17 protein-coding genes are annotated in these 19,592 nt (G+C 45.2%); 1 reads left to right on the top strand and 16 read right to left on the bottom strand.

All coding sequences use genetic code 11. From position 1 onward, the window contains the following. Nucleotides 1-10 precede the first annotated feature (10 nt). From AB4Z30_RS14580 to metH, 15 genes are all read right to left on the bottom strand, one after another. Complete coding sequence (locus tag AB4Z30_RS14580) at nt 11-2,077, bottom strand: hypothetical protein (RefSeq protein ID WP_441927504.1); 2,067 nt, start codon at nt 2,075-2,077, stop codon at nt 11-13. Beyond that, complete coding sequence (locus AB4Z30_RS14585; RefSeq protein WP_441927506.1) at nt 2,067-3,893, bottom strand: pilus assembly protein CpaF; 1,827 nt, start codon at nt 3,891-3,893, stop codon at nt 2,067-2,069. Before AB4Z30_RS14585 ends, AB4Z30_RS14580 begins: the two co-directional genes overlap by 11 nt. Nucleotides 3,894-3,900: 7 nt before the next feature. Continuing rightward, nucleotides 3,901-4,731 (bottom strand): hypothetical protein, encoded by an 831-nt coding sequence (locus AB4Z30_RS14590; protein ID WP_441927508.1) that lies wholly within the window; start codon nt 4,729-4,731, stop codon nt 3,901-3,903. Further along, nucleotides 4,728-5,441 (bottom strand): hypothetical protein, encoded by a 714-nt coding sequence (locus tag AB4Z30_RS14595; RefSeq protein ID WP_441927510.1) that lies wholly within the window; start codon nt 5,439-5,441, stop codon nt 4,728-4,730. Before AB4Z30_RS14595 ends, AB4Z30_RS14590 begins: the two co-directional genes overlap by 4 nt. Before the next feature lie 57 nt (nt 5,442-5,498). Next, nucleotides 5,499-6,521 carry an SAF domain-containing protein gene (locus AB4Z30_RS14600; RefSeq protein WP_441927512.1) on the bottom strand — a complete coding sequence of 341 codons (1,023 nt, stop codon included), beginning with the start codon at nt 6,519-6,521 and terminating at the stop codon, nt 5,499-5,501. Between the two features lie 30 nt (nt 6,522-6,551). Continuing rightward, complete coding sequence (locus AB4Z30_RS14605; protein ID WP_441927514.1) at nt 6,552-8,024, bottom strand: serine/threonine protein kinase; 1,473 nt, start codon at nt 8,022-8,024, stop codon at nt 6,552-6,554. A gap of 186 nt (nt 8,025-8,210) precedes the next feature. Continuing rightward, on the bottom strand, nt 8,211-9,260 hold the full coding sequence (locus AB4Z30_RS14610) for an SAM-dependent methyltransferase (protein WP_441927516.1): 1,050 nt from the start codon (nt 9,258-9,260) through the stop codon (nt 8,211-8,213). A gap of 6 nt (nt 9,261-9,266) precedes the next feature. Further along, entirely contained in the window at nt 9,267-10,046 is a 780-nt protein-coding gene (locus AB4Z30_RS14615; protein ID WP_441927518.1) for an ABC transporter ATP-binding protein, read from the bottom strand. Continuing rightward, the gene (locus AB4Z30_RS14620) at nt 10,043-10,360 is read right to left on the bottom strand and encodes a thioredoxin family protein (RefSeq protein ID WP_441927520.1); all 318 of its coding nucleotides are present in this window, start codon (nt 10,358-10,360) and stop codon (nt 10,043-10,045) included. Before AB4Z30_RS14620 ends, AB4Z30_RS14615 begins: the two co-directional genes overlap by 4 nt. Then, the gene (locus tag AB4Z30_RS14625) at nt 10,357-10,698 is read right to left on the bottom strand and encodes a cyclic-phosphate processing receiver domain-containing protein (RefSeq protein WP_441927522.1); all 342 of its coding nucleotides are present in this window, start codon (nt 10,696-10,698) and stop codon (nt 10,357-10,359) included. The genes AB4Z30_RS14620 and AB4Z30_RS14625 overlap by 4 nt, the downstream gene beginning before the upstream one ends. A gap of 18 nt (nt 10,699-10,716) precedes the next feature. Further along, nucleotides 10,717-11,565 (bottom strand): deoxyribonuclease IV, encoded by an 849-nt coding sequence (locus tag AB4Z30_RS14630; protein WP_441927592.1) that lies wholly within the window; start codon nt 11,563-11,565, stop codon nt 10,717-10,719. Continuing rightward, nucleotides 11,555-12,376, bottom strand: coding sequence for an Fpg/Nei family DNA glycosylase (locus AB4Z30_RS14635; RefSeq protein WP_441927524.1), 822 nt, complete (start codon nt 12,374-12,376; stop codon nt 11,555-11,557). The genes AB4Z30_RS14630 and AB4Z30_RS14635 overlap by 11 nt, the downstream gene beginning before the upstream one ends. A gap of 7 nt (nt 12,377-12,383) precedes the next feature. Then, on the bottom strand, nt 12,384-13,193 hold the full coding sequence (locus AB4Z30_RS14640) for a TIGR01457 family HAD-type hydrolase (protein ID WP_441927526.1): 810 nt from the start codon (nt 13,191-13,193) through the stop codon (nt 12,384-12,386). A gap of 360 nt (nt 13,194-13,553) precedes the next feature. Beyond that, nucleotides 13,554-14,492: a ribonuclease Z gene (gene rnz / locus AB4Z30_RS14645; RefSeq protein ID WP_441927528.1), complete on the bottom strand. Its 939-nt coding sequence runs from the start codon at nt 14,490-14,492 to the stop codon at nt 13,554-13,556. A gap of 75 nt (nt 14,493-14,567) precedes the next feature. Further along, nucleotides 14,568-18,008 carry a methionine synthase gene (gene metH, locus AB4Z30_RS14650; protein ID WP_441927530.1) on the bottom strand — a complete coding sequence of 1,147 codons (3,441 nt, stop codon included), beginning with the start codon at nt 18,006-18,008 and terminating at the stop codon, nt 14,568-14,570. Between the two features lie 178 nt (nt 18,009-18,186). Here metH and AB4Z30_RS14655 point away from each other — a divergent pair, with 178 nt between their 5' ends. After that, nucleotides 18,187-18,732: a cupin domain-containing protein gene (locus AB4Z30_RS14655; protein WP_441927532.1), complete on the top strand. Its 546-nt coding sequence runs from the start codon at nt 18,187-18,189 to the stop codon at nt 18,730-18,732. Between the two features lie 152 nt (nt 18,733-18,884). Here AB4Z30_RS14655 and AB4Z30_RS14660 read toward each other — a convergent pair whose 3' ends face one another. Further along, complete coding sequence (locus AB4Z30_RS14660; protein WP_441927534.1) at nt 18,885-19,559, bottom strand: GntR family transcriptional regulator; 675 nt, start codon at nt 19,557-19,559, stop codon at nt 18,885-18,887. Nucleotides 19,560-19,592: the final 33 nt, after the last annotated feature.

Consider the following 19,592-nt stretch of genomic DNA (forward strand, 5'->3'; position numbering starts at 1 on the left):
AAGCCAAACACTACAGTTTTTGAATTTGTTCATAATACATGTTCATTTGCATGAAACTCATACCAACCAGCGGAATTACGAGATAAAGGAAGATCAGAGCGTACATAGGTGTGAAACCGATCGTTCTTCCCCAGCCTGCCTTGATATCAATCATTTTGCTGTACTCTTGTTTGCGCTGTTCAAAATAAAACGCCATCATGCTTTCCAAATCATCAAAAGCTTCCCGAATGGATATTTTACCTAAAGCAAGTTGAAGTTTATCAATTAAACGTTGAAATTCAGGTAAGCCCACTTCCGCTTTTAATTGTTCAAGAGCTTGCTCAGGACCATGTTCGAAGTGAAGTAGACACTTTTGCAGTGGCCTTTTAAAAATAACAGCGAATCGATTGAGCCATTCCACAATCTCCTCCACAGACATACGATCCATCTCACGCAAAATCGAAATCACCGTCTGGAATTGATAGATTTCATGCCGCATATCCAAGTTTCGCATTTTACGTTGGAACAACATGAGCCAGATCGGCAAATAGTAGCCGCCTATACCCATGAATAGTGACAAAACAATTTCCCACCATCGCATATACTGGTTGTTATACGCCTTTAACTTCGACATAATCCGCTGAATTGTTGCAGTCTGTGTATCATGGTCAAGTTGGACTGGCGCAAGCTGTAACAGTGCATTGGAGATATCCTCGTATGTGGCTCCGCGCTGCATTTCAACATACGCCATAACCGTTTCGTCAAGCGCCGTCTGCTCTCTGGCTACTTTCAAATCTGCCTCGGACATCGCACCAAACATACGGTCATCCCTAATTGGATCGTACAATATGTGATTACGCTCGACTTGATGCAACATAAGAGTCAATCCTATACTAAGAACCACACAACTTGTGAACAACAAGAATCTGCGAATAGCCAGCCATTCGTATTTTAACTCGGCATTACTCTCTCTCATTAATCTGATCGTCTGGTTGTACGAGGCAGTTCCGGGTCTGGGAGCAAAAAGCATAGCCATTTTCCGTAAAAAGATTTGTTTGTACAGAAACCGATCCAGTCCGGATTGCTTCTGTCCAGAGCGATAGCGCGTTTCATCATATTGCTGAAGACGTTGTAACAGCAAATAGGCAACAATGATGATCACGTAGATGGATATTTTGGTGACGAAACCAAGCTTGCTACGATAAAACTCATCCATTGTCGGGAAACTGACTCGAGCCCAACGTTCAATTGGCCCTGTAAACAGAACAGGTGCAAGCGCAATCACGTTTAATCCCTGCAACAGATAATCAAGCCGATCACGTCTCAAAATTTCAAGATGTATCTCCTTAGTCAGATTACCCAATCCTTGAAGATAAATAGACCCCTGCTCCTTGTCCTTATCTCCAAACTCCATTACCATATAAGAAACACCAGCAAAACCTTTGAGAAAACGGTTCGGTGCCACTTCATAATAACGCTCAAGTGCCTCATTCGGATCGGGAGAAGTTAGTGCTTCATAGATCAGTCTGACTTGCACGGCTGCTTCTCCTGCCCCCGCCTCGGATGCTTCATACAGTGCTTCCTCAACCATTCCATGTTGGTGATACCGATGTCTTACATCTGCAAAAAGATCAAGCATTTGCATCAGAAGTTTTTTCTCCATACGACTCAAGCACATATCCAGCACAAGACTGTTTACTACGACAGCACAAAGGATGGCTAGAATGATAAAAGTGAGGCCAGGCTGCAACCAAAACAGCGCAACACTGATACTTCCATACCCGCCCATAATGATCAGAACAACATTCATTGTTACTCTGCGAAGCGCTGGTTCATCCTTGGCATAGCGGTAGGATATTCTTTTTTGTACCTGTAAGATATACACCGAAAGGAAGGGCACCTTCATACCAACTTGATACGCTTGCAATAAGAACGATCCCCAATTTCTGTGCTTATTACCTTGAATGTGGGCGACATTCGCGGCAGCGTATGATGAGACAGATTCTCTTCGCCGCACTGTATGAAGAATAATTAACGTCGTGGCTAAACCAATTGCACAAATGCCGACTACAAATAACAAAAGCCATTTAATGCTCATAGCTTTCACCCCAGTGTTGTCCAATAAACTGCCTGAATTTCTCGGCATCCGGTAGCGTCATTTGTTCCTGCATATCCGAAATGCTCGCAGCGGAGATTGGAGCAGTAGCCACATATTTCCCTTGGTGATACTCCACTACATTTCTAAATGTGAACCCCGCCCTCTCTTCAACGTCCACTGCTTCGCGGAAATGGGGGATACATTCGGTGATTCGCTCAATATATCTGCGACCCTCTGCATCTTTTTTCATATGGACATCAAAGTTAATGACACTGACAACCTGTTCTTCGGCGATATGCTCGTGCTGGAACATGCCTGTTTTGAGCAATGAGTTCCGGAGTGAAAACACCAGGTCACGAAATGTTTTGGCGTGATGTGTAAACAGGGTGAACAGACTCGCCACTTGTGACATCTGAATCATCCACGTAGCCACCTCATCACTCGCAACTTCACCGAGAATGTTTACTGTCCCATCTGTTTTTTTCTGTAGATCCAGCCCCTGCTGACCCGATATATGTTCCGTTTCCCGAAAACTCAGAATGTTACGGCGACTGTATATCCGTCTTAATTGCAGCTCAAATGCCATCTCCTGTACTCGCAAAGTATAGGAAGCATAGATATGTTTAACCATGGCCATCATTAATGTTGTTTTACCAGAGCCCTGTGCTCCGGTTACTGCCGTGATCCGACTGCCTTTCATCAAATATTGCAACAGTTCTATTGGCATTTGTGCGTTGTTACCTGTAATCAATTGTTCAAGAGAAGCATTGGGAATATCAAACTTCCGAACAAAGAATGCCCATGATTCAGCAAAAGGAGGACGCACGACGACGACACGTGAGCCGTCTTTCATTTCATTCACTTTATAACCACTTGCTTCCGACAATTGACCAGGATAATTGTATTTGTATATGTTCTGACACACTCTTTTCAACTCTCGAATGCTGCCAAAGCTCAAAAAAGACAGGTGTATGGACTTACCCTTATAAAAAATCCAGACACTCTCCATCCCGCTAAGTGGTTCTTCCTCAGGTTCATCCTCAAAAGCATGTTCCAAAAGATCATTCCAAGAAGCCGGTGCGTGATTCCCCATATGTGGAAGCGTTTCGAGAATCCCGCTTACCCCGCCACTTACGCCATCAATCCGTTGATCCCTGATCTCATCCACGACTGAGAATCCTTTATAGTGCTGGTAGATGCGCTGCACGATAATTTCAACCTTTTCTCTGAAACTCAGTTCCCGGTATTCACAATCAAAGACATACTGGATATCTTGCTCGGTAATATAATAACTGCCGCCATCTTGTGAACCTTCTTCCAGCCTTAGTTTACCTAAATCATACGTATCAATCATTCTGGAGAGTGCATCTGTGCCAAATTGTTGACGGTATAAATAAAATACGATCTCGAAGCGATCTTGCGTGTTTAACCGTTCGGGTTCAGCGAACATCATCACTTCATCCACATTGGATTTGTTCAGACCAATACTTCTTGTCAGCAAGTCACCAATCAGATTTTTGACATACGTCTTGTCACTGATGCTTCCAGACACACAGCCTTTGAGTGCTTTTCTCATCTCAGCACGCTGATTGATTCTGCGGCGATACTCTTCCTCGTGTAAACCTGCATCGGCAAGCTGGCTATGACTTATTTCATGCAATAAATTTTTAACTTGTTCAATTAATGTCTCGATTGTAAGAGATTCCTGCTCAGGTACACGCCCACTTTTCTCCCGAGTATAAGCTCGATACTTAAACCAGACATAATATATACCCGCAATCAGAATAATCGTTATAATAATCGCATTCCAAACCATTGGAGATTCAGGCTCCCCTTTCTAGCCTCTTCAGCATAGTGCGCATCCCCGCACCATCCATAATCAGGCGAGTGAGTTCCCCTATGCCAGCGGTCAAACTCCCCTTACGAACGTCCTTTTTTTCACTCAGATTCTCAAGCTGAAGATACCTGGCAACATCTCTCCGATTCATCGCATCCAAATACCCGGTTGTATACGGAATCGCGGAAATACTCCCTTTGTACCTGAAACCACGCTTGATATTGGAGAGTGTAACACGAGAATGTGAATCATACTTATTAATAAGTACATGTAGCTTTTGTTCACTCAATTGTTCAGGCAGGATCTCTTCAAAAAATTGTTTAAGATTCCTCATATTTTGATTCAGAACAACGACTACATAATCGGCTTGCTGCACGATAAGCTGTGGATTGATATTAGAGCGCTCTGCATCCAAAAGCACGAGATCATAACATTGATTAGCAGTTTCCAGAAGCTTTTTTAATACTTCCCCCTTTTCACTCGCAGATCGCTCACTTTTGTTCATGCTCCCGGTAAGCAGATCAAGTCGATCTTTCAACAGCGGCTTCGTGTAATCCCTTAGATTATGTTTGTTAAGACTACCACTGATAAACAGTCGTTCAATAGCATCCCAACCACTTTCTTCAAATGAATATAATACATCAGCAGGAAGCTTCTCATCTTGAAATATACCTGCTTCTATACCACAGTTTGCCTGACCTGTATTGACTAGTAGCACCCTGGTTCTATACTGGAATGCTGTCGCATAAGCACTCATTAATGTACTTGATGAACATCCCATTTCAGCAAAAGGACTCCAAAAAGCGATCGTACTCATGCCCTCAGCCTCCCTGCTTCCTTGATCGCTCGGCGGCTGCGAACGCCTTCCCAACCTGTAAGTTGTTCTACAACACGACATAACGATTTTTTGTAGTTTCTGGACAATGGGTCAAGCTGTACACGGTAATAATGTTCATTTTCTAGTTGGACCGCCGCGCTCAGCTCATCCCACGGAAGGATTAGGGACTCACCAGTCCAACGAAAAGGACCACCCTCAAGATAGGCCCACAAATAATGGGCTTCTAGTTTGCAATCCACACCATTGATCAACATTCGCTGGAAAGCCAACTCTTCAGGAAGTTCCTGTTCGGTGAGTAGTCGCTCCAGCCACCCTTTCCCCCGCTCCAGATTGTATCGCTTATAATCACTCACCCAGACGCGAACTTCTGCGGTTAGCCATACATTTCTTGAAGCAAATTGCAGAGTTTCTATGTCATATAACACATAATCATAATTGTCCAGATGCTCACCGTTCATCTGCAAATGATGTTCCACCGCTGCCCCAGTTACAAAATGACAAGCAATGTCAAATCCCTCAAATTCCACAACCCGTAAAGATGGCTGATGATCCCCAACCCTGTATCCATATTTTTGTTGCAACGTGCCATCCACTAGTAGAACTCGTTTACCTGTCGAGGCAAGTATTTTACATAGATATAACATCAGGTCGTTTTTCTCACATAAACCTGCAAAAATCCATATATGCACTGATCAGCGCCCCAATCTCAATTTAATGTTGTTACAAGAAAAAATCATTTTATTTAATCACTCATTTCCCGTCAGCAATTGCTGCTGCTCATTCAATGTCGAAGATTGGATGGCATCCGATGCCTCTCCAGTTTGACCCACAGTCGTATTGCCTGTACCGTCATTCCAGATCATTCCGTTTGACTCAGATGAATCTTGTGCTGTCGGCCTTTTGTTATACGTGACCGAGGATTGTGCCACATCCTGTTCAATTCCTTTGGATGGTGCTGACATGGACGCAGCTAACGAACTTTCGAGTGAACTTCGAACTTGTCTCGATAATTCTTGCTCGGCATGACGCACAATGTTAGGATCACTCTCCAGTAGCTTTAACACTTCGGAATTGGCTGGATATGTTGGAATAGCTGCTGTCTGAAATTGTGGTTCTACATAGGTTAAAGCGTATATTGAAGCTTTATGTAAATAGGCATCCACGATTGCACTGGACAACGATAAAATCTCTTCTTCTGTCATCGTTATCCATAATGTCGCTGTGTTTAACCGTTCCACTTTTTTCTTGGACAAGAGGATATAGTCTTGACCTGTGGGAAACTGAATACGAACATCGATCATGTCTCCTTTGGCAAGTGAAGATGGTAGCAATACCACTTGCAACTCGCGATTTCTTAAATCAGGCGATGCCGGTGTTTCCTCGTAGACCATTTCCGTTGTAATAGCTGTTCCTTTTTTAAGCTCAATTTTAGCTGACTGCCCGTCCAGCTTTTGCGAACTGGACCATAGATTGCGCGGTGCCTGGGCATCCGGGATCGCAATCAATTTTAGATCCTTGGGCGTGATCGTTTCTCCTGCTTCAATATCCCTAACGGTAACCCAACCTTGGGCACCAGAATTCCATTGCTGTAACAACTCCGTTTCTTTCTCCTCATAAGCTGCCAGATAACGGGCCTCCATAGTTGACCTGACATCCTCTGTTGTCTTGAGTTGGTATACCACATATCCTCCAAAGATTATACTCACAACTCCTGCTCCAATTAGTCCTGCATAAATCAGTTGACGACTTTGTTTTCTTAATTTGGACAAAAGAGGCTCTCCTTTCACAATCTCCTCTATTCATGATTTTCTGCGTGAAAACAATGAACGTTTTGGGGGCTTCTTCACGATTAAATGCCCTAAAATTTGTGCAAATACCTTATCCATATTTGCATCCTTGTCAAATGGGTCAAGCTGCAACGGCAGTGTATATACACTTGTTGTATTCAGTGTTCTGCGCACACGTTCCACAGCATCTGCTGCGGCAATTGGAAGACAGTATATCCATTTCTCCCTAGGATAACGATGATGTGATCGTACAAAAGCACTGATCTCTGGTTGTTTCCATTCTGCACCAGAACCAATAACGATGGGCAGATCCGCACGCAGAAACTCCTCAAGCCGGTTTTGATCCTGACCACTGCCAAGATCCATCACGATAAACTGATAACTACCGCCCAGCAGGGATAAAATATCGGCTCGGCCCGACTGTTTCCAATAATGCACACCATCCACCGCAAACTGTCTGCTTGATGCCACAGGTTTACCGCCTAGCGCAATTTGCTGAATTCGCGAGAATGATTGAGAGCGAGGTGACATTTCAATTACAGCAACCTTGAAGTTCTGCCTCTCTAGATAATGGCTGATCGCGATCGCGGTATGAGTAACACCTGCCCCAGCCGAGACCCCTGTAAGTGCAATTACTCTGGTCCCCCCATCAAGCGTCATCTGGTAATCTGAACGGGATGATGATACTCCAGGTATTCGAAGAAGTTCTTTTCTCACCTCATCGGCCGTTTGAAACCTTTCATTCGCATCATATCGCAACAAACGCCTAGCAACAGGAATGTAGGTTCGCGGGACATCGCTCCGTATAGAGCTTTCCACTCCTTGGACCCATTCGGTATAAGCTCCACTCGTCATGAGGTACAACATCAAAGCTCCAAGACCATACAAGTCTGAACGGGCATCAGTTTGCCCGAAACCATACTGTTCAGGTGCCGCAAATCCTGCAGTCCCAAGTTTAACCGTATCTTCAGCATGTTGAGCCTTGTAACTGCGAGCAATGCCAAAGTCAATCAGGCGTACTTCATACTCCGGTGTAATCATAATGTTGGACGGTTTTAGATCCCTATAAATGATAGCAGGCTTCAGGTTATGCAGATAACTCAATACATCCAGCAACTGCAGTACAAAATCGATCAAATGCTCCACCGGAATTTTACCCCTGCACTGTTTAAAGTAGTCACTGAGCGTTAATCCTTCAATGTATTCCATAACCAGGTAAGTATAACCATCTTCATCAGGAGCAAAAAAATCAACGATTTGCGGAAGTTTTGGATGCCGTAAAGAGGTCAACAGAACTGCTTCTCTCTCCATGTTATCTTCATAAGGAAGCTTCGTGATACTTTCCTTCACAGCCCAGATTTTCCCTGGCAGCTTCAGATCCTCTGCCTCATACACATGGCTCATTCCTCCTGAACCAAGAATCGATAGGATACGATATCTTCCTCCCAGCAGGCTGCCGCGTTCTAGCCTCGCCGGATGTCTCATAGGTCTCCCTCCTTCCAAACAACATAAAAAGGGAAAACTTCACCGAAAATGAGCACACTGGAATTCCAGTGATGTTCACTTCGGGATGCTTTCCCTCAAATTTATTGTCATTATGGTTAATATTGGTATCATTATAGTACACATAATCAACCGTTGTAAAGCAGAATATTTTATAAGTTAAATGACTTAATATTTAATCATATAAAGTGTGATCTCTTCACGATTATGAAACAGCTGCTTCGAGCGCTGAATCTGCATCCGTGAACGCTCAAACGTATCAATAACGTCTTTAATGAGCGCGAGCGGTTTCTTGTGAAGCAGTTTTACGGTAACAATCGCCGTTCCACCAGATTGAAGACTGTATAATAGATCAGATACCAACCTGCTCATCAGTTTCGGACTCCAGCTCATATCACAAACAAGCAGATCAAACTCACCTTCGCGGAAGCGAACATCACCTGCATTTTTTTTCAAAAAGGTCAATTTCGGTGAAGTTAACAACGTTGCATCCATTTTCGCCGGGTCTACCGCCGTTACCTCAAGGCCGCGCTCAAGCAAGAACGATGTCCAGCCCCCAGGTGCTGCGCCAATATCAAGTGCTTTATGAAACGAAGTAAAATCAATACCAAACGTTTGCTCCGCTTCAAGCAACTTAAACTTGGCTCGTGAGATTTGTCCTTCTTCCTTCTGAAAACGGATCGCACCGCCGCTCCAATCGGACAGATTCTGTTCGGGTTTGGACACACCTGCATACAACATATCATCGGCAGCAAATACCGAAATGACATATTCCGCATCCCGAATAACCCAATCAGATCCCAGATCATCCAGCTTTTCTGTCAGCGTTTGTTTCAACGCAGCTGCATTTTCACGCCAAAAAGAACCTTCTGTTTTGCGAGTTTGCATGACAACCTTCGCACCCGACAATTCTCCATGGTTCAAAATAAAAGCAATCAACTTCTCCATAGACTGCTCTGGATTTTCCGTATTCTCTTGAAACTGCACAGGTTGGATATGACGTAAAAACGTTGGGGACTCTTGCAAAAGTCTAATCGAGACTTCTTCCTCTGCAACTGGCAAACCAGCTAGTAGAATCTCACCTGGAACCAGCACCGTGCTCTTAACTGCTCCAAAAGTACGGCGTAACTCCTCCTGCGCATAAGGTGCAAAGCCGTGATTGGCCGTGCATATAAAACGGGAAAAGTCTGTTTCTCCCGAAATCGATTGTGTACTCAACTTGTGTTACCCTCCAGAACGTACGCGTATCCATGGACGATCTTCATGCCACTGAACTTCCACCGGAATATCATACGTATTCTTAATTGTATCTTCTGTTAATATCTCATGTTTTGGCCCCGCCGCGGCAATACGTCCATCACGGATCAGTGCGACATGAGTAAACAACGGCACGATCTCTTCCACATGATGGGTGACATACACCACCGTCATATTTCGTTGGCGCAGACGATCAATCTCCATGAGCATCTTCTCTCGTTCATACAGATCAAGGCCAGCGCACGGCTCGTCCATAATAAGCAGCTTTGGTTCCGACATTAACGAACGTGCCAACATGACTTTTTTACGTTCTCCTTGGGATAATGTTCCCAGCGGCTGATTTGCCAGCTTTGCGAAGCCCATCTCATCCAGTAGCTGCATCGCTTTTGATTTCACTTCATCCGGAATCGTCTGATAAAAACGCAAAAAGGCATAGGCTCCTGTAGCGACAACCTCCCACACCGGATCACGTAAGGTCAGTTTTTCAATCAGGGTTTGGCTGATATAACCAATCTCCTTGCGAACCTCCCGGACATCGCATTGCCCGTAAACATTACCCAGCACTTCAATGCGTCCCGAACTTGGAAACATATATCCATTCATCATTTCCAGCAGTGTAGTCTTACCGGATCCGTTACGCCCCAGAATAACCCAATGTTCCCCTGGTTCAATGCGCAGATGAACGTCATCCAAGATCTGATTTTCTTCACGGCGAAGAGAAATTTGCTCCATCGTTACAATACTCATTTCAACACCGCCTTCCGAATTTCATTCAGTAGATGCTCAACGGAGTTCATCCGGTAAACCATCCTGGGCACATCTTGTTCGCCATCAAACAACATTAACGCCGGTACACTCGAAATCTGAAATTGTTGAACAAGCTCAGGAATATCATGAATGTTCATTTCATATAAAACACCTTCTGGCAACATATGCTCAGCGACTTCCAGCATACGACGTGCCGCTGCACACGTTCCACACAACGGGGTATAAATAAATACAGCCTGAGGCATACCTTCCCATACACCACGCATTACCATTTTAGATGTGATCGGCTTCATGACTCCTCAGCCTCCGCAGCTACACGAAGCATGACTTCACCTGTCATCGGGCCATTATGAATTACAACCGAGTCAGGTTTATTGCTATATAACATCTCGTACATCTGTCGTTTTCCATACATACTCGACGTATGCAAATAGATTTGACGCGGATACAACCCTTCCCTTACAATCGCCGCGGCAACCTCACCGCCGTTCATCGAATCCGGTCCAAGCTCATAGTCCAGTGACAAAATATCTACTTCGCCCTCTCTCAATAACAAAAGGCAATCCTCTGCATTGGTAGCCAGTACAAACCCTTTTGGACAAGAACGATAGTCATCAAGAAAAACATGCATGGTTTCGCACCTCCCCACCTATAACCAGGAACGCATGAGATTTATATCTTCACGGTGCGTTCCATCTTCTCCCGTTTCCGTCTCCAGCACAACAACTGATTGTTGAAATTCTGGCGAGTGCAGCAGTTTCTGCATGGATTCATAGCCGATATGACCCTGACCAATTCTCGCATGTCTGTCTTTGTTCAAACCGGATGCATACTTGGAATCATTAAAATGAACAACTGCCAGGACATCCCAATATCCCAGTTGTCTGCCCTTCTCTAACAAAGCTGCCTCATCTTCGTCTTTCCACATCCCTGAAGCAAAAGCATGACATGTGTCGAAGCAAAAAGCAATATGTTCCGAATATCGGCTCAGCTTGCGAATCTGGATCATCTCTTCCATCGTTGTTCCCATGGAGCCATGATCCCCTGCCTGATTTTCAAGCAAAATCTTTGATTCGCCTTGCCACCCTTCCAGTGCAGTATCCAAGCAATCTATTACATTTCGATATCCATCCAGCGGGTCTTTGGTTTGAACATGACCAAAATGCACGACCGTGCCAACAGAGCCACAGGCGTCCGAAATTTCAAGATCATTGCGAATCGATGAAACAATAGCATGAAAACCCGCCTCTCCACGGGTCATGCCAAGTGCCGGATTCGTGGGATAAGGCGAGTGTGCAATGGAAGCTAGTCCATGCTCCATACACCAATCCCTGCACTTTGCAGCATCCTTCGGATCCAGACGTTTCAGACTGAGACTGCGCGGGTTTTTCGGGAAATACTGAAAAGCCGTTGCCCCCATCTCATATGCTCTCTTGGCTGCCTGCAAAAATCCACCTCTGGTGCTAACATGTGCGCCGATGCCGGTTTTAGGCCTCATGCTGACAATTCGGACAGAAAAATGCCTTTTTGCCCGTAATTTCAACTTTCTCAATAGTTCCCCCGCAGCGTGAGCAAGCTTCGCCTTCCCGGTCGTAAACCCTACACTGCTCGTCAAACTTCCCTGTTTTGTCATCGCCATGCATCAGCGGCATTTCCATATAACCGCCCTCCGATGCAGCTTCTCGCAGCACAGACTGCATGGAGTGATACAATCGCTCAGTCAGTTCTGTTGAGTTTGCAATGTTCTGCGTTTTCGAGCTCGGTCTTAATCCTGCCGCGAAGGCAATCTCATCTGAATAACAATTACCGATGCCTGCAATAATATGTTGATTTACCAAGGTTGTTTTGAGTGTTCCCCGCCGACCTTTAAGCAGCCCAGCAAAACGTTCCTTATTCATTCTTCGATCCAGAGGCTCCGGTCCAAGATCGGACATTACTTCTTCTGTTTCCTTGGAAGTCATCAGATGCAGATAACCGAGACGTAAACCGATGAAGAATAGAATATGTTCTCCAAATTGAATCTCTACCTGTGTAGTCCGGTCAGGACGCTCGTCCTCCGTGCCCCAGAACAACATGCCACCAAGCATCAGGTGAAGCACAAGGCGTTTCCCGTTGGCAAGGTGAAAGATCAGATGTTTTGCTCTCCGCTCTACAAATATAATCCGGTTGCCTGTTAGTTCACGTATGAAGACATCAGAAGTCGTATTAATCGTCTTTTCACGGTTTACAACTACCCCAGTAATCGGTAAATCAAGTATATGCTCGGACAATAACGTCCGGTAATTTTCCATTTCTGGTAACTCTGGCATGCTTTATCTACTCCTTCTTAGAAGCTTGGTCAGCCTTTTCGACTAGCCATGCAATCAGTGTATGCAAATCTTCAAAAACATGATCTGGACGTGCTTTCACGGCCTGAATATGTCCATCCATATTTTCATGTGTAGTGACACCTGTTAGAACAAGCAACGTTTCGCAGCCCGCTGCGACACCTGCAGCAATGTCCGTGCGCATATTATCCCCGATAACAGCCACTTCTTCAGCTTTCAAGTTCAACCGTCGAATGGCTGATCTCATAATAACACTCGAAGGTTTGCCGATCACCGTTGGTTGCACGCCCGTCGCTGCCTCGATGGCAGCCCCAATCGTACCCGCACCAGGCGTTAATCCATCATCAGCAGGAAGCTGAAGATCCGGGTTAGTCATAACAAACTTAGCTCCCCCATTTATCCAGCGGAGTGCCTTCGTTAATTTTTGATAGGAAAAATCACGATCAATACCTTGAATGACAACCTCCGGCTCATCCTCTGTCAGAATTAACCCGGCTTCTTCAATGGCCTGTAGCAGTCCATTTTCACCAATGCACGCCACCTTCGCCCCGGGGGATTCTGCAGCAACGTATTCGGCAGCGGCCACCGCAGAGGTACATACCTCAGATGCATCAGCTGCTATACCCATCCCATTAAGATGATCGGCTACACCTTGAGGTGTGCGGGATGAGTTATTGGTTACGAACAAATATGGCAATTCCTGCTCCCGCAGCGTCCGGATAAGCTGATCGGCTCCATCGATACGATGTCTGCCATGATACAGCGTACCATCCAAATCGATGAGATATGCCTTAATCATACATAGTACTCCTTTCTTCATTCCATTAACATTTCATACCTTAATAAGGGTTAACGTTGAAAACAAACCTTATTTTATGTATTCAAGCAAGAGGATGGCTCTTGCTTGCAGAAGCACGCAACACAAGTCGAACCGGATCGAACACAGACGATATAACACGCGCGCCTTCTGTACAAGCTTGTCATTTCCTGCGCTTTCCCGGAAAATAATTCGGAGTATTTCCCTGCTCATATTGCCCATCCTACACGCTTTCTGAACAGATTGCAAAAGGGACCTCGGGCACAATTCTCCCTCAGTCCCGTCTCATTCGCCGGTTGTTGATTATAGCCTGCTCCATCCCTTAGGACATAAGCTTTACTACTATGAATCATGCTTTCGATGAACAACAGGAATCAGCTGGTGCTCGTTAGCAAGTCTTGTATTCGGGAAGATGGCCTTTGCCTCATCCAATAGTGGCTGGAGTTGTTCCTCATCCTTATATCGAGAGCTGAAGTGAGTCATAATGAGTTGACCTACATTCGCCGCTAGGGCCGCTTCTGCCGCTTGTCTGGAAGTACTATGATAGTACTCATGCGCTGTGTCGGCCAGATCATGCAGAAACGTCGCTTCATGAACAAGAACGTCTGCGTCCTGAGACAGAGGCTTCACGTTTTCGCAAGGACGTGTATCCCCCAGAATAGTAATCACCATTCCGCGCTTTGGCGATCCCAAAACATCCTCAGGACGTACCGTTTCACCACTGTCTAATGTAATCGTCTCTCCCCGCTTTAACCGTCCGAACAACGGGCCTGGTTTCAGACCGTAAGCTGCTAATTTAGCAGAATCGAGACTACCAGGACGATCTTTCTCGGTAATCCGATACCCGTAACTGTCGATACGATGTTCAAGTAAAGCAGACTCTACAATAAAACTGTCATCTTCAAACAGTACACCGCCAGTATGCTCCACAATATTCAAATCATAATTCAGACGAGATTGGCTAATCTCCATCGTTGTTGCAATCATGCGCTCTGTCCCTGGCGGTCCATACACCGTTAGCGGAGTCGTTCCGCCCTGATATGCCCTACTGGACAGCAATCCCGGTAATCCAAATACATGGTCACCATGCAGATGGGTAATAAATATTTTCTCCAATTTGCTTAGTTTAAGCGGAGAACTTAAAATCTGGTGCTGTGTTCCTTCCCCGCAGTCAAACAACCACAACGCTCTGCGCTCATCCAACATGCGTAGTCCAATGGACGTTACATTCCGTTGCAGCGTAGGTACACCAGCATTAGTTCCCAGGAAATATAGTTCCATTCTGGATCGCACCTCTTTCTGTTGCCAGCAAAAAACCTCCGACCATGCGGAGGGCTTGCCTGACAACTTGTAAATTTATGCTTTTTCGACGTTAAAATATTTGGCCTGCGGATGGCTGAACACCATCGCAGACACCGATGCTTCAGGTTCCATCATGAAACCTTCGGTCAACTCTACTCCGATATCCTCAGGCTGCATCAGCTTGAATAACGGACCCTGATCCTCCAGATCCGGACAAGCCGGATATCCAAAGGATACTCGAATCCCCTGATAGCGCGCACCATGACGCTGTTTCATCGTCATTTCAGCGGAATCCGGGAAGCCCCAGATATCTCTCATCATATGATGCACACGTTCTGCCAACCCTTCTGCCACTTCCAATGCTACCGACTGGAGTGCGTGTGAACGTAGATAATCCCCTTGATCCTTCCACGCTGTGGACAGTTCGCGTACACCATGTCCCGCAGTGACAACGAGGAAACCTACATAATCCATTTCACCGGATTCAACCGGCTTCAGGAAGTCTGATAGACAAAGGAATGGCTCTACCTTTTGACGTGGGAACGTAAAAGTGTGCAGAATATTGCTGGTATCTTGCGGATCGTAAATGATGACGCTATTGCCGCTCGACTGTGCCGGGAAGAAACGATACATCGCATGAGCCTGAATAATTCCATCACGAACCGCTTCCTGCATAATACCGTCTACGACCGCTTTCAGATCCGTTGCTTTGGGATCGCCAGCTGCAAGCAATTGTTCAACCGAGCCACGCAGTCCCAAATGGTGTCCAAGCAACATCTGCATATTCACATAAGGCAAGATGTGTGATAACGGATAATTCCGTAACGTGTGGCGCTCCAGATCAGGAGGTGTAAGCACAGGATGGTCAGCTGAAATGGCCGAGCGCTCTACGCGGGTAAGCTCGGGAAGTGCTTGAACCTCTCCCGCATTTGACGCATCAGCTTCTTTTTCCGCATCCATCTCCGCTTGCATGGTTTCCCTTGTCACAGGATTCATTAGCTTATTCGCCAGATCCAGACCGTCCATCGCATCCTTCGCATAAACAACCATACCATTATATTCAGGACGAATCCGATTTTTGGTAAATTTACGTGTTAACGCTGCTCCACCTACCATAATTGGCACATCAATTCCAGCTGTACGCAAATCCTGAGCGGTGAGAATCATCTGCTGCGCAGATTTTACGAGCAGTCCTGAAAGGCCAATAGCATCTACCTTTTCTTCCCTATAGGCCTCGATAATACGCTCTGGTGGTACTTTTATACCCAAATTAATGATCCGGTAACCGTTGTTGGACAAGATGATCTCCACCAGGTTTTTACCGATGTCATGTACATCCCCTTTTACAGTAGCGAGAATAATTTTTCCTTTAACAGCTGTTTCATTCTTCTCCATGAACTGCTCCAAATATGCTACAGAAGCTTTCATGACTTCTGCACTCTGAAGCACCTCTGCTACTATTAACTCATTGTTGTTAAAGAGACGCCCGACTTCTTCCATGCCCCGCATCAACGGGCCGTTGATGACTTCAAGCGCTGAATATTTGGTGAGAGCCTGCTCCAGATCGGGCAACAACCCCTCTTTACTTCCTTCAACTACATAAGAAGCGAGACGTTCTTCTAATGAAAGGTTCGAGATTTTTTCTTTCTTCTCTACCTTTTTGTTACGGAATGCGGCTACGAAGGCAGCGAGTGTGTCATCGTTAGTATTATATAAGAGTTCTTCCGAGAGTCTGCGTTCTTCTTCCGGAATGGACGCGTAGCGCTCAAGCTTCTCGGTATTCACGATGGCATAATCCAGTCCTGCTTTGGTACATTCGTACAGGAAAACGGAGTTTAGCACTTCACGACCTGCTTCCGGCAAACCAAAGGAGATGTTACTAATACCTAGAATCGTATGACACTCTGGTAACGCTTCTTTAATGATACGTATACCTTCAATCGTTTCTTTCGCAGATCCGATGTACTGCTCATCACCCGTACCTACCGGAAACACCAGTGTATCAAAAATAAGGTCTTCTGGTTTCAACCCGTATTTGTTCACCAGCAAATCATACGAGCGTTTGGCTACTTCAAGCTTGTCCTCGCGAGTGATCGCCTGACCACGTTCGTCAATCGTTCCGACAACTACGGCTCCACCATATTTATGCAACAACGGTGTTACCAGTTCAAATTTCTCTTCGCCATCCTCAAGGTTAATGGAGTTAATAATCGCCTTCCCTTGTGAATATTGGAGTGCTGTATCGATAACCGCAGCGTCTGTCGTATCAATCATCAGCGGAACCTTGACCTTTTTGACCACAAGTTCAAGGAACTTGATCATATCTTCCGTTTCCTCACGGTCAGGGTCCTGTACGCAGACGTCAACAATATGAGCTCCATTTTTCACTTGTGCCCGGGCAATTTCGGAAGCTTCTTCGTACTTGCCTTCGACAATTAAGCGTTTGAATTTCCGTGAACCAAGTACGTTGGTGCGCTCACCAACCATATAAGGACGATTATCCTGCTCGACGTATACTGGCTCAATGCCAGACAATGCAGGCGGGTGTGTTCCGTTCAATTCTCTTGGGGGGTATTTGGCAAGTGTATTACGCATGGCCCGGATGTGTGCTGGCGTTGTTCCGCAGCATCCTCCAGCAATGTTCAACCATCCCTGTTCTGCGAAAGCCCCAATTTTCTGAGCAAGCGAGTCGGGAGATTCGTGATAGTTACCATTCTCATCAGGTAGACCCGCATTTGGATAACAACTTACAGCTACAGAAGCCATGCCAGACAGAGAACGAATATGGTCACGCATGAACTCCGGACCTGTCGCACAGTTTAGTCCCACCGAAATCGGGTTAAGGTGTTCTAAGGATATATAAAAAGATTCTATGTTCTGACCTGCTAAGGTTGTACCCATGGGTTCGATCGTTCCTGAGATCATTAGTGGTAGCTTAGTGCCACTTTGATCAAATGCTTGCTGAATGCCAATGCTACCCGCTTTGACATTGAGGGTATCCTGTGAAGTTTCAAGCAGTAGCGCATCAACGCCTCCCTCTATTAAAGCGAGGGCCTGCTCGAAATAACTGTCAATCAGTTCTTGGAATGTCACCCCGCCAGTCACAGACAGCGTTTTGGTAGTTGGACCCATCGCACCGACTACATATCGTGGTGACTCTGGTGTGGAGAAGCGGTCAACAGCTGCTTTCGCGATTCTGGCTGCTTCCAGATTTATTTCACGTGCACGATCTTGTATATCGTACTCGGCAAGTACAACCGAAGTCGCACCAAACGTATTGGTCTCAATTAAGTCGGCACCGGCTTCCAGATATTCTTCGTGAATACGCTGGATTAATTCTGGACGGGTTAGCACCAACATTTCATTACATCCATCCAGATCTTCGCCGCCGAAATCTTCGCCGGTCAGATCAACCTGTTGAATCATTGTCCCCATTGCGCCGTCGAGGATTAATATTCGTTGTTTTAATGCATCGTGTAGACTAAGCTTATCCAATATCTTCACCCCCGCAAAACGTTAAATCTTAGTTTAACAGAAACTTACTTAATGTGAAAGATCGGTTTTGCTCCCGAAAGGTCGCGAATTTGCAGGAATGAAGCAGAATTGTGAATCGACAAAATTTGAGCAATCCGATATAATATCAATTAATCCAAGTGGAAAAGAGGGAAAGCACATGGCTGAAATTGTTATCCGAAATACGAACGAACGAATCACTGGAGACGAGAACGTTCGAAATTTCTTGAACAAATATGACGTATTATATGAGAAGTGGGACGCTTCCAAATTAAACACTGAATTGCAAAACAATTTTGGACTGACTGATGATCAGAAGCAGGAGGTATTAGAAACCTTCGATTATGAGATCAAAGACTTGGCGGCACGCCGCGGTTATCAAATCTGGGATGTCATCACTCTTTCAGAGCAAACACCAGACATCGAAGAAAAACTGGCCAAGTTCGAGGAGATTCATACACATGCGGAAGATGAAATCCGCGCGATTGTTGCGGGTAAAGGCATATTCGTCATTAAATCAACTGATGATACAGGTTATTTTAATGTAGAATTGTCTCCCGGAGATGTCATCTCGGTACCTGAAAACACACCGCATTTCTTCACTTTAATGGAGAACAAACAAATTATTGCGGTACGTCTGTTCATCGAAAAAGATGGCTGGATCGCAGATCCATATCCTGATCCAACGTTTATCAAAAACGCCTAACTTTTATTAACAAAGTTAACGTGCTTAACTAACCCCCTGCTCATAAGAGTCGGGGGTTAGTGTAATGATACATTTTAGATTTCCCTATTTCAGCAGTGTTCGTTATCAGTGTAGTCCGTTAGCTGAGCTGGAGTGACTCCTTCCAATTAACACTATATAAAATAGTGAGGATACTTTTCCTTCAAAATCTCCTGTTCGAAAACTACAAGTCTGAGATGTGCTTCCATGACCTGAGCCGCTTCCTCCGTCTGACGCTCTGTAACCAGCCTTAGAATCTCTTTATGTTGAGAGATGATCACTTCAAGATTCGAGTCTTCTGCTAACCGGAGTAATCGTAACCGATTGAAGGGCATGTTCAACTGTTGCAACATTTTCCACGTCCTCAGCTTTCCAGTACCCTGAAACAAAATCTGGTGAAATTCCTCATCCAATTCAAACAGCCGATAAAAGTTCTTTTTCCCAATACACACTTCCTGCATGGCAATGTTGGTTTCTAATTTGAACATGTACTCATCAGGAAACGAAGTACAGGCTAACATGACGATTTCCTTCTCCATTTTCTCACGCATAAACCTGCCTTCTTCCACATGCTCCAGGTTAATATGCGAAACAATAGTGCCACTCTGTGGAATGATATCCAGCAGTTCTTCTTCAGCAAGCTTCATAAAAGCTTCTCGTACCGGTGTGCGGCTCACCTGTAATTCATTTGCGATCTCTTTCTCGGAAATTTTGGTACCTGGTTCAAGCTCCAGATGAAGAATTCGTTCTTTGAGCATGTTATAAGAATAAGCCCTTGTAGAGCCTCTTGTTTTCTGATTAAATGCCATGCCTTGACCTCTTTCTCTCAGCCATATTCCTTT

It is taken from the genome of Paenibacillus sp. 2TAF8, assembly GCF_052114825.1.
Taxonomy (GTDB): domain Bacteria; phylum Bacillota; class Bacilli; order Paenibacillales; family Paenibacillaceae; genus Paenibacillus.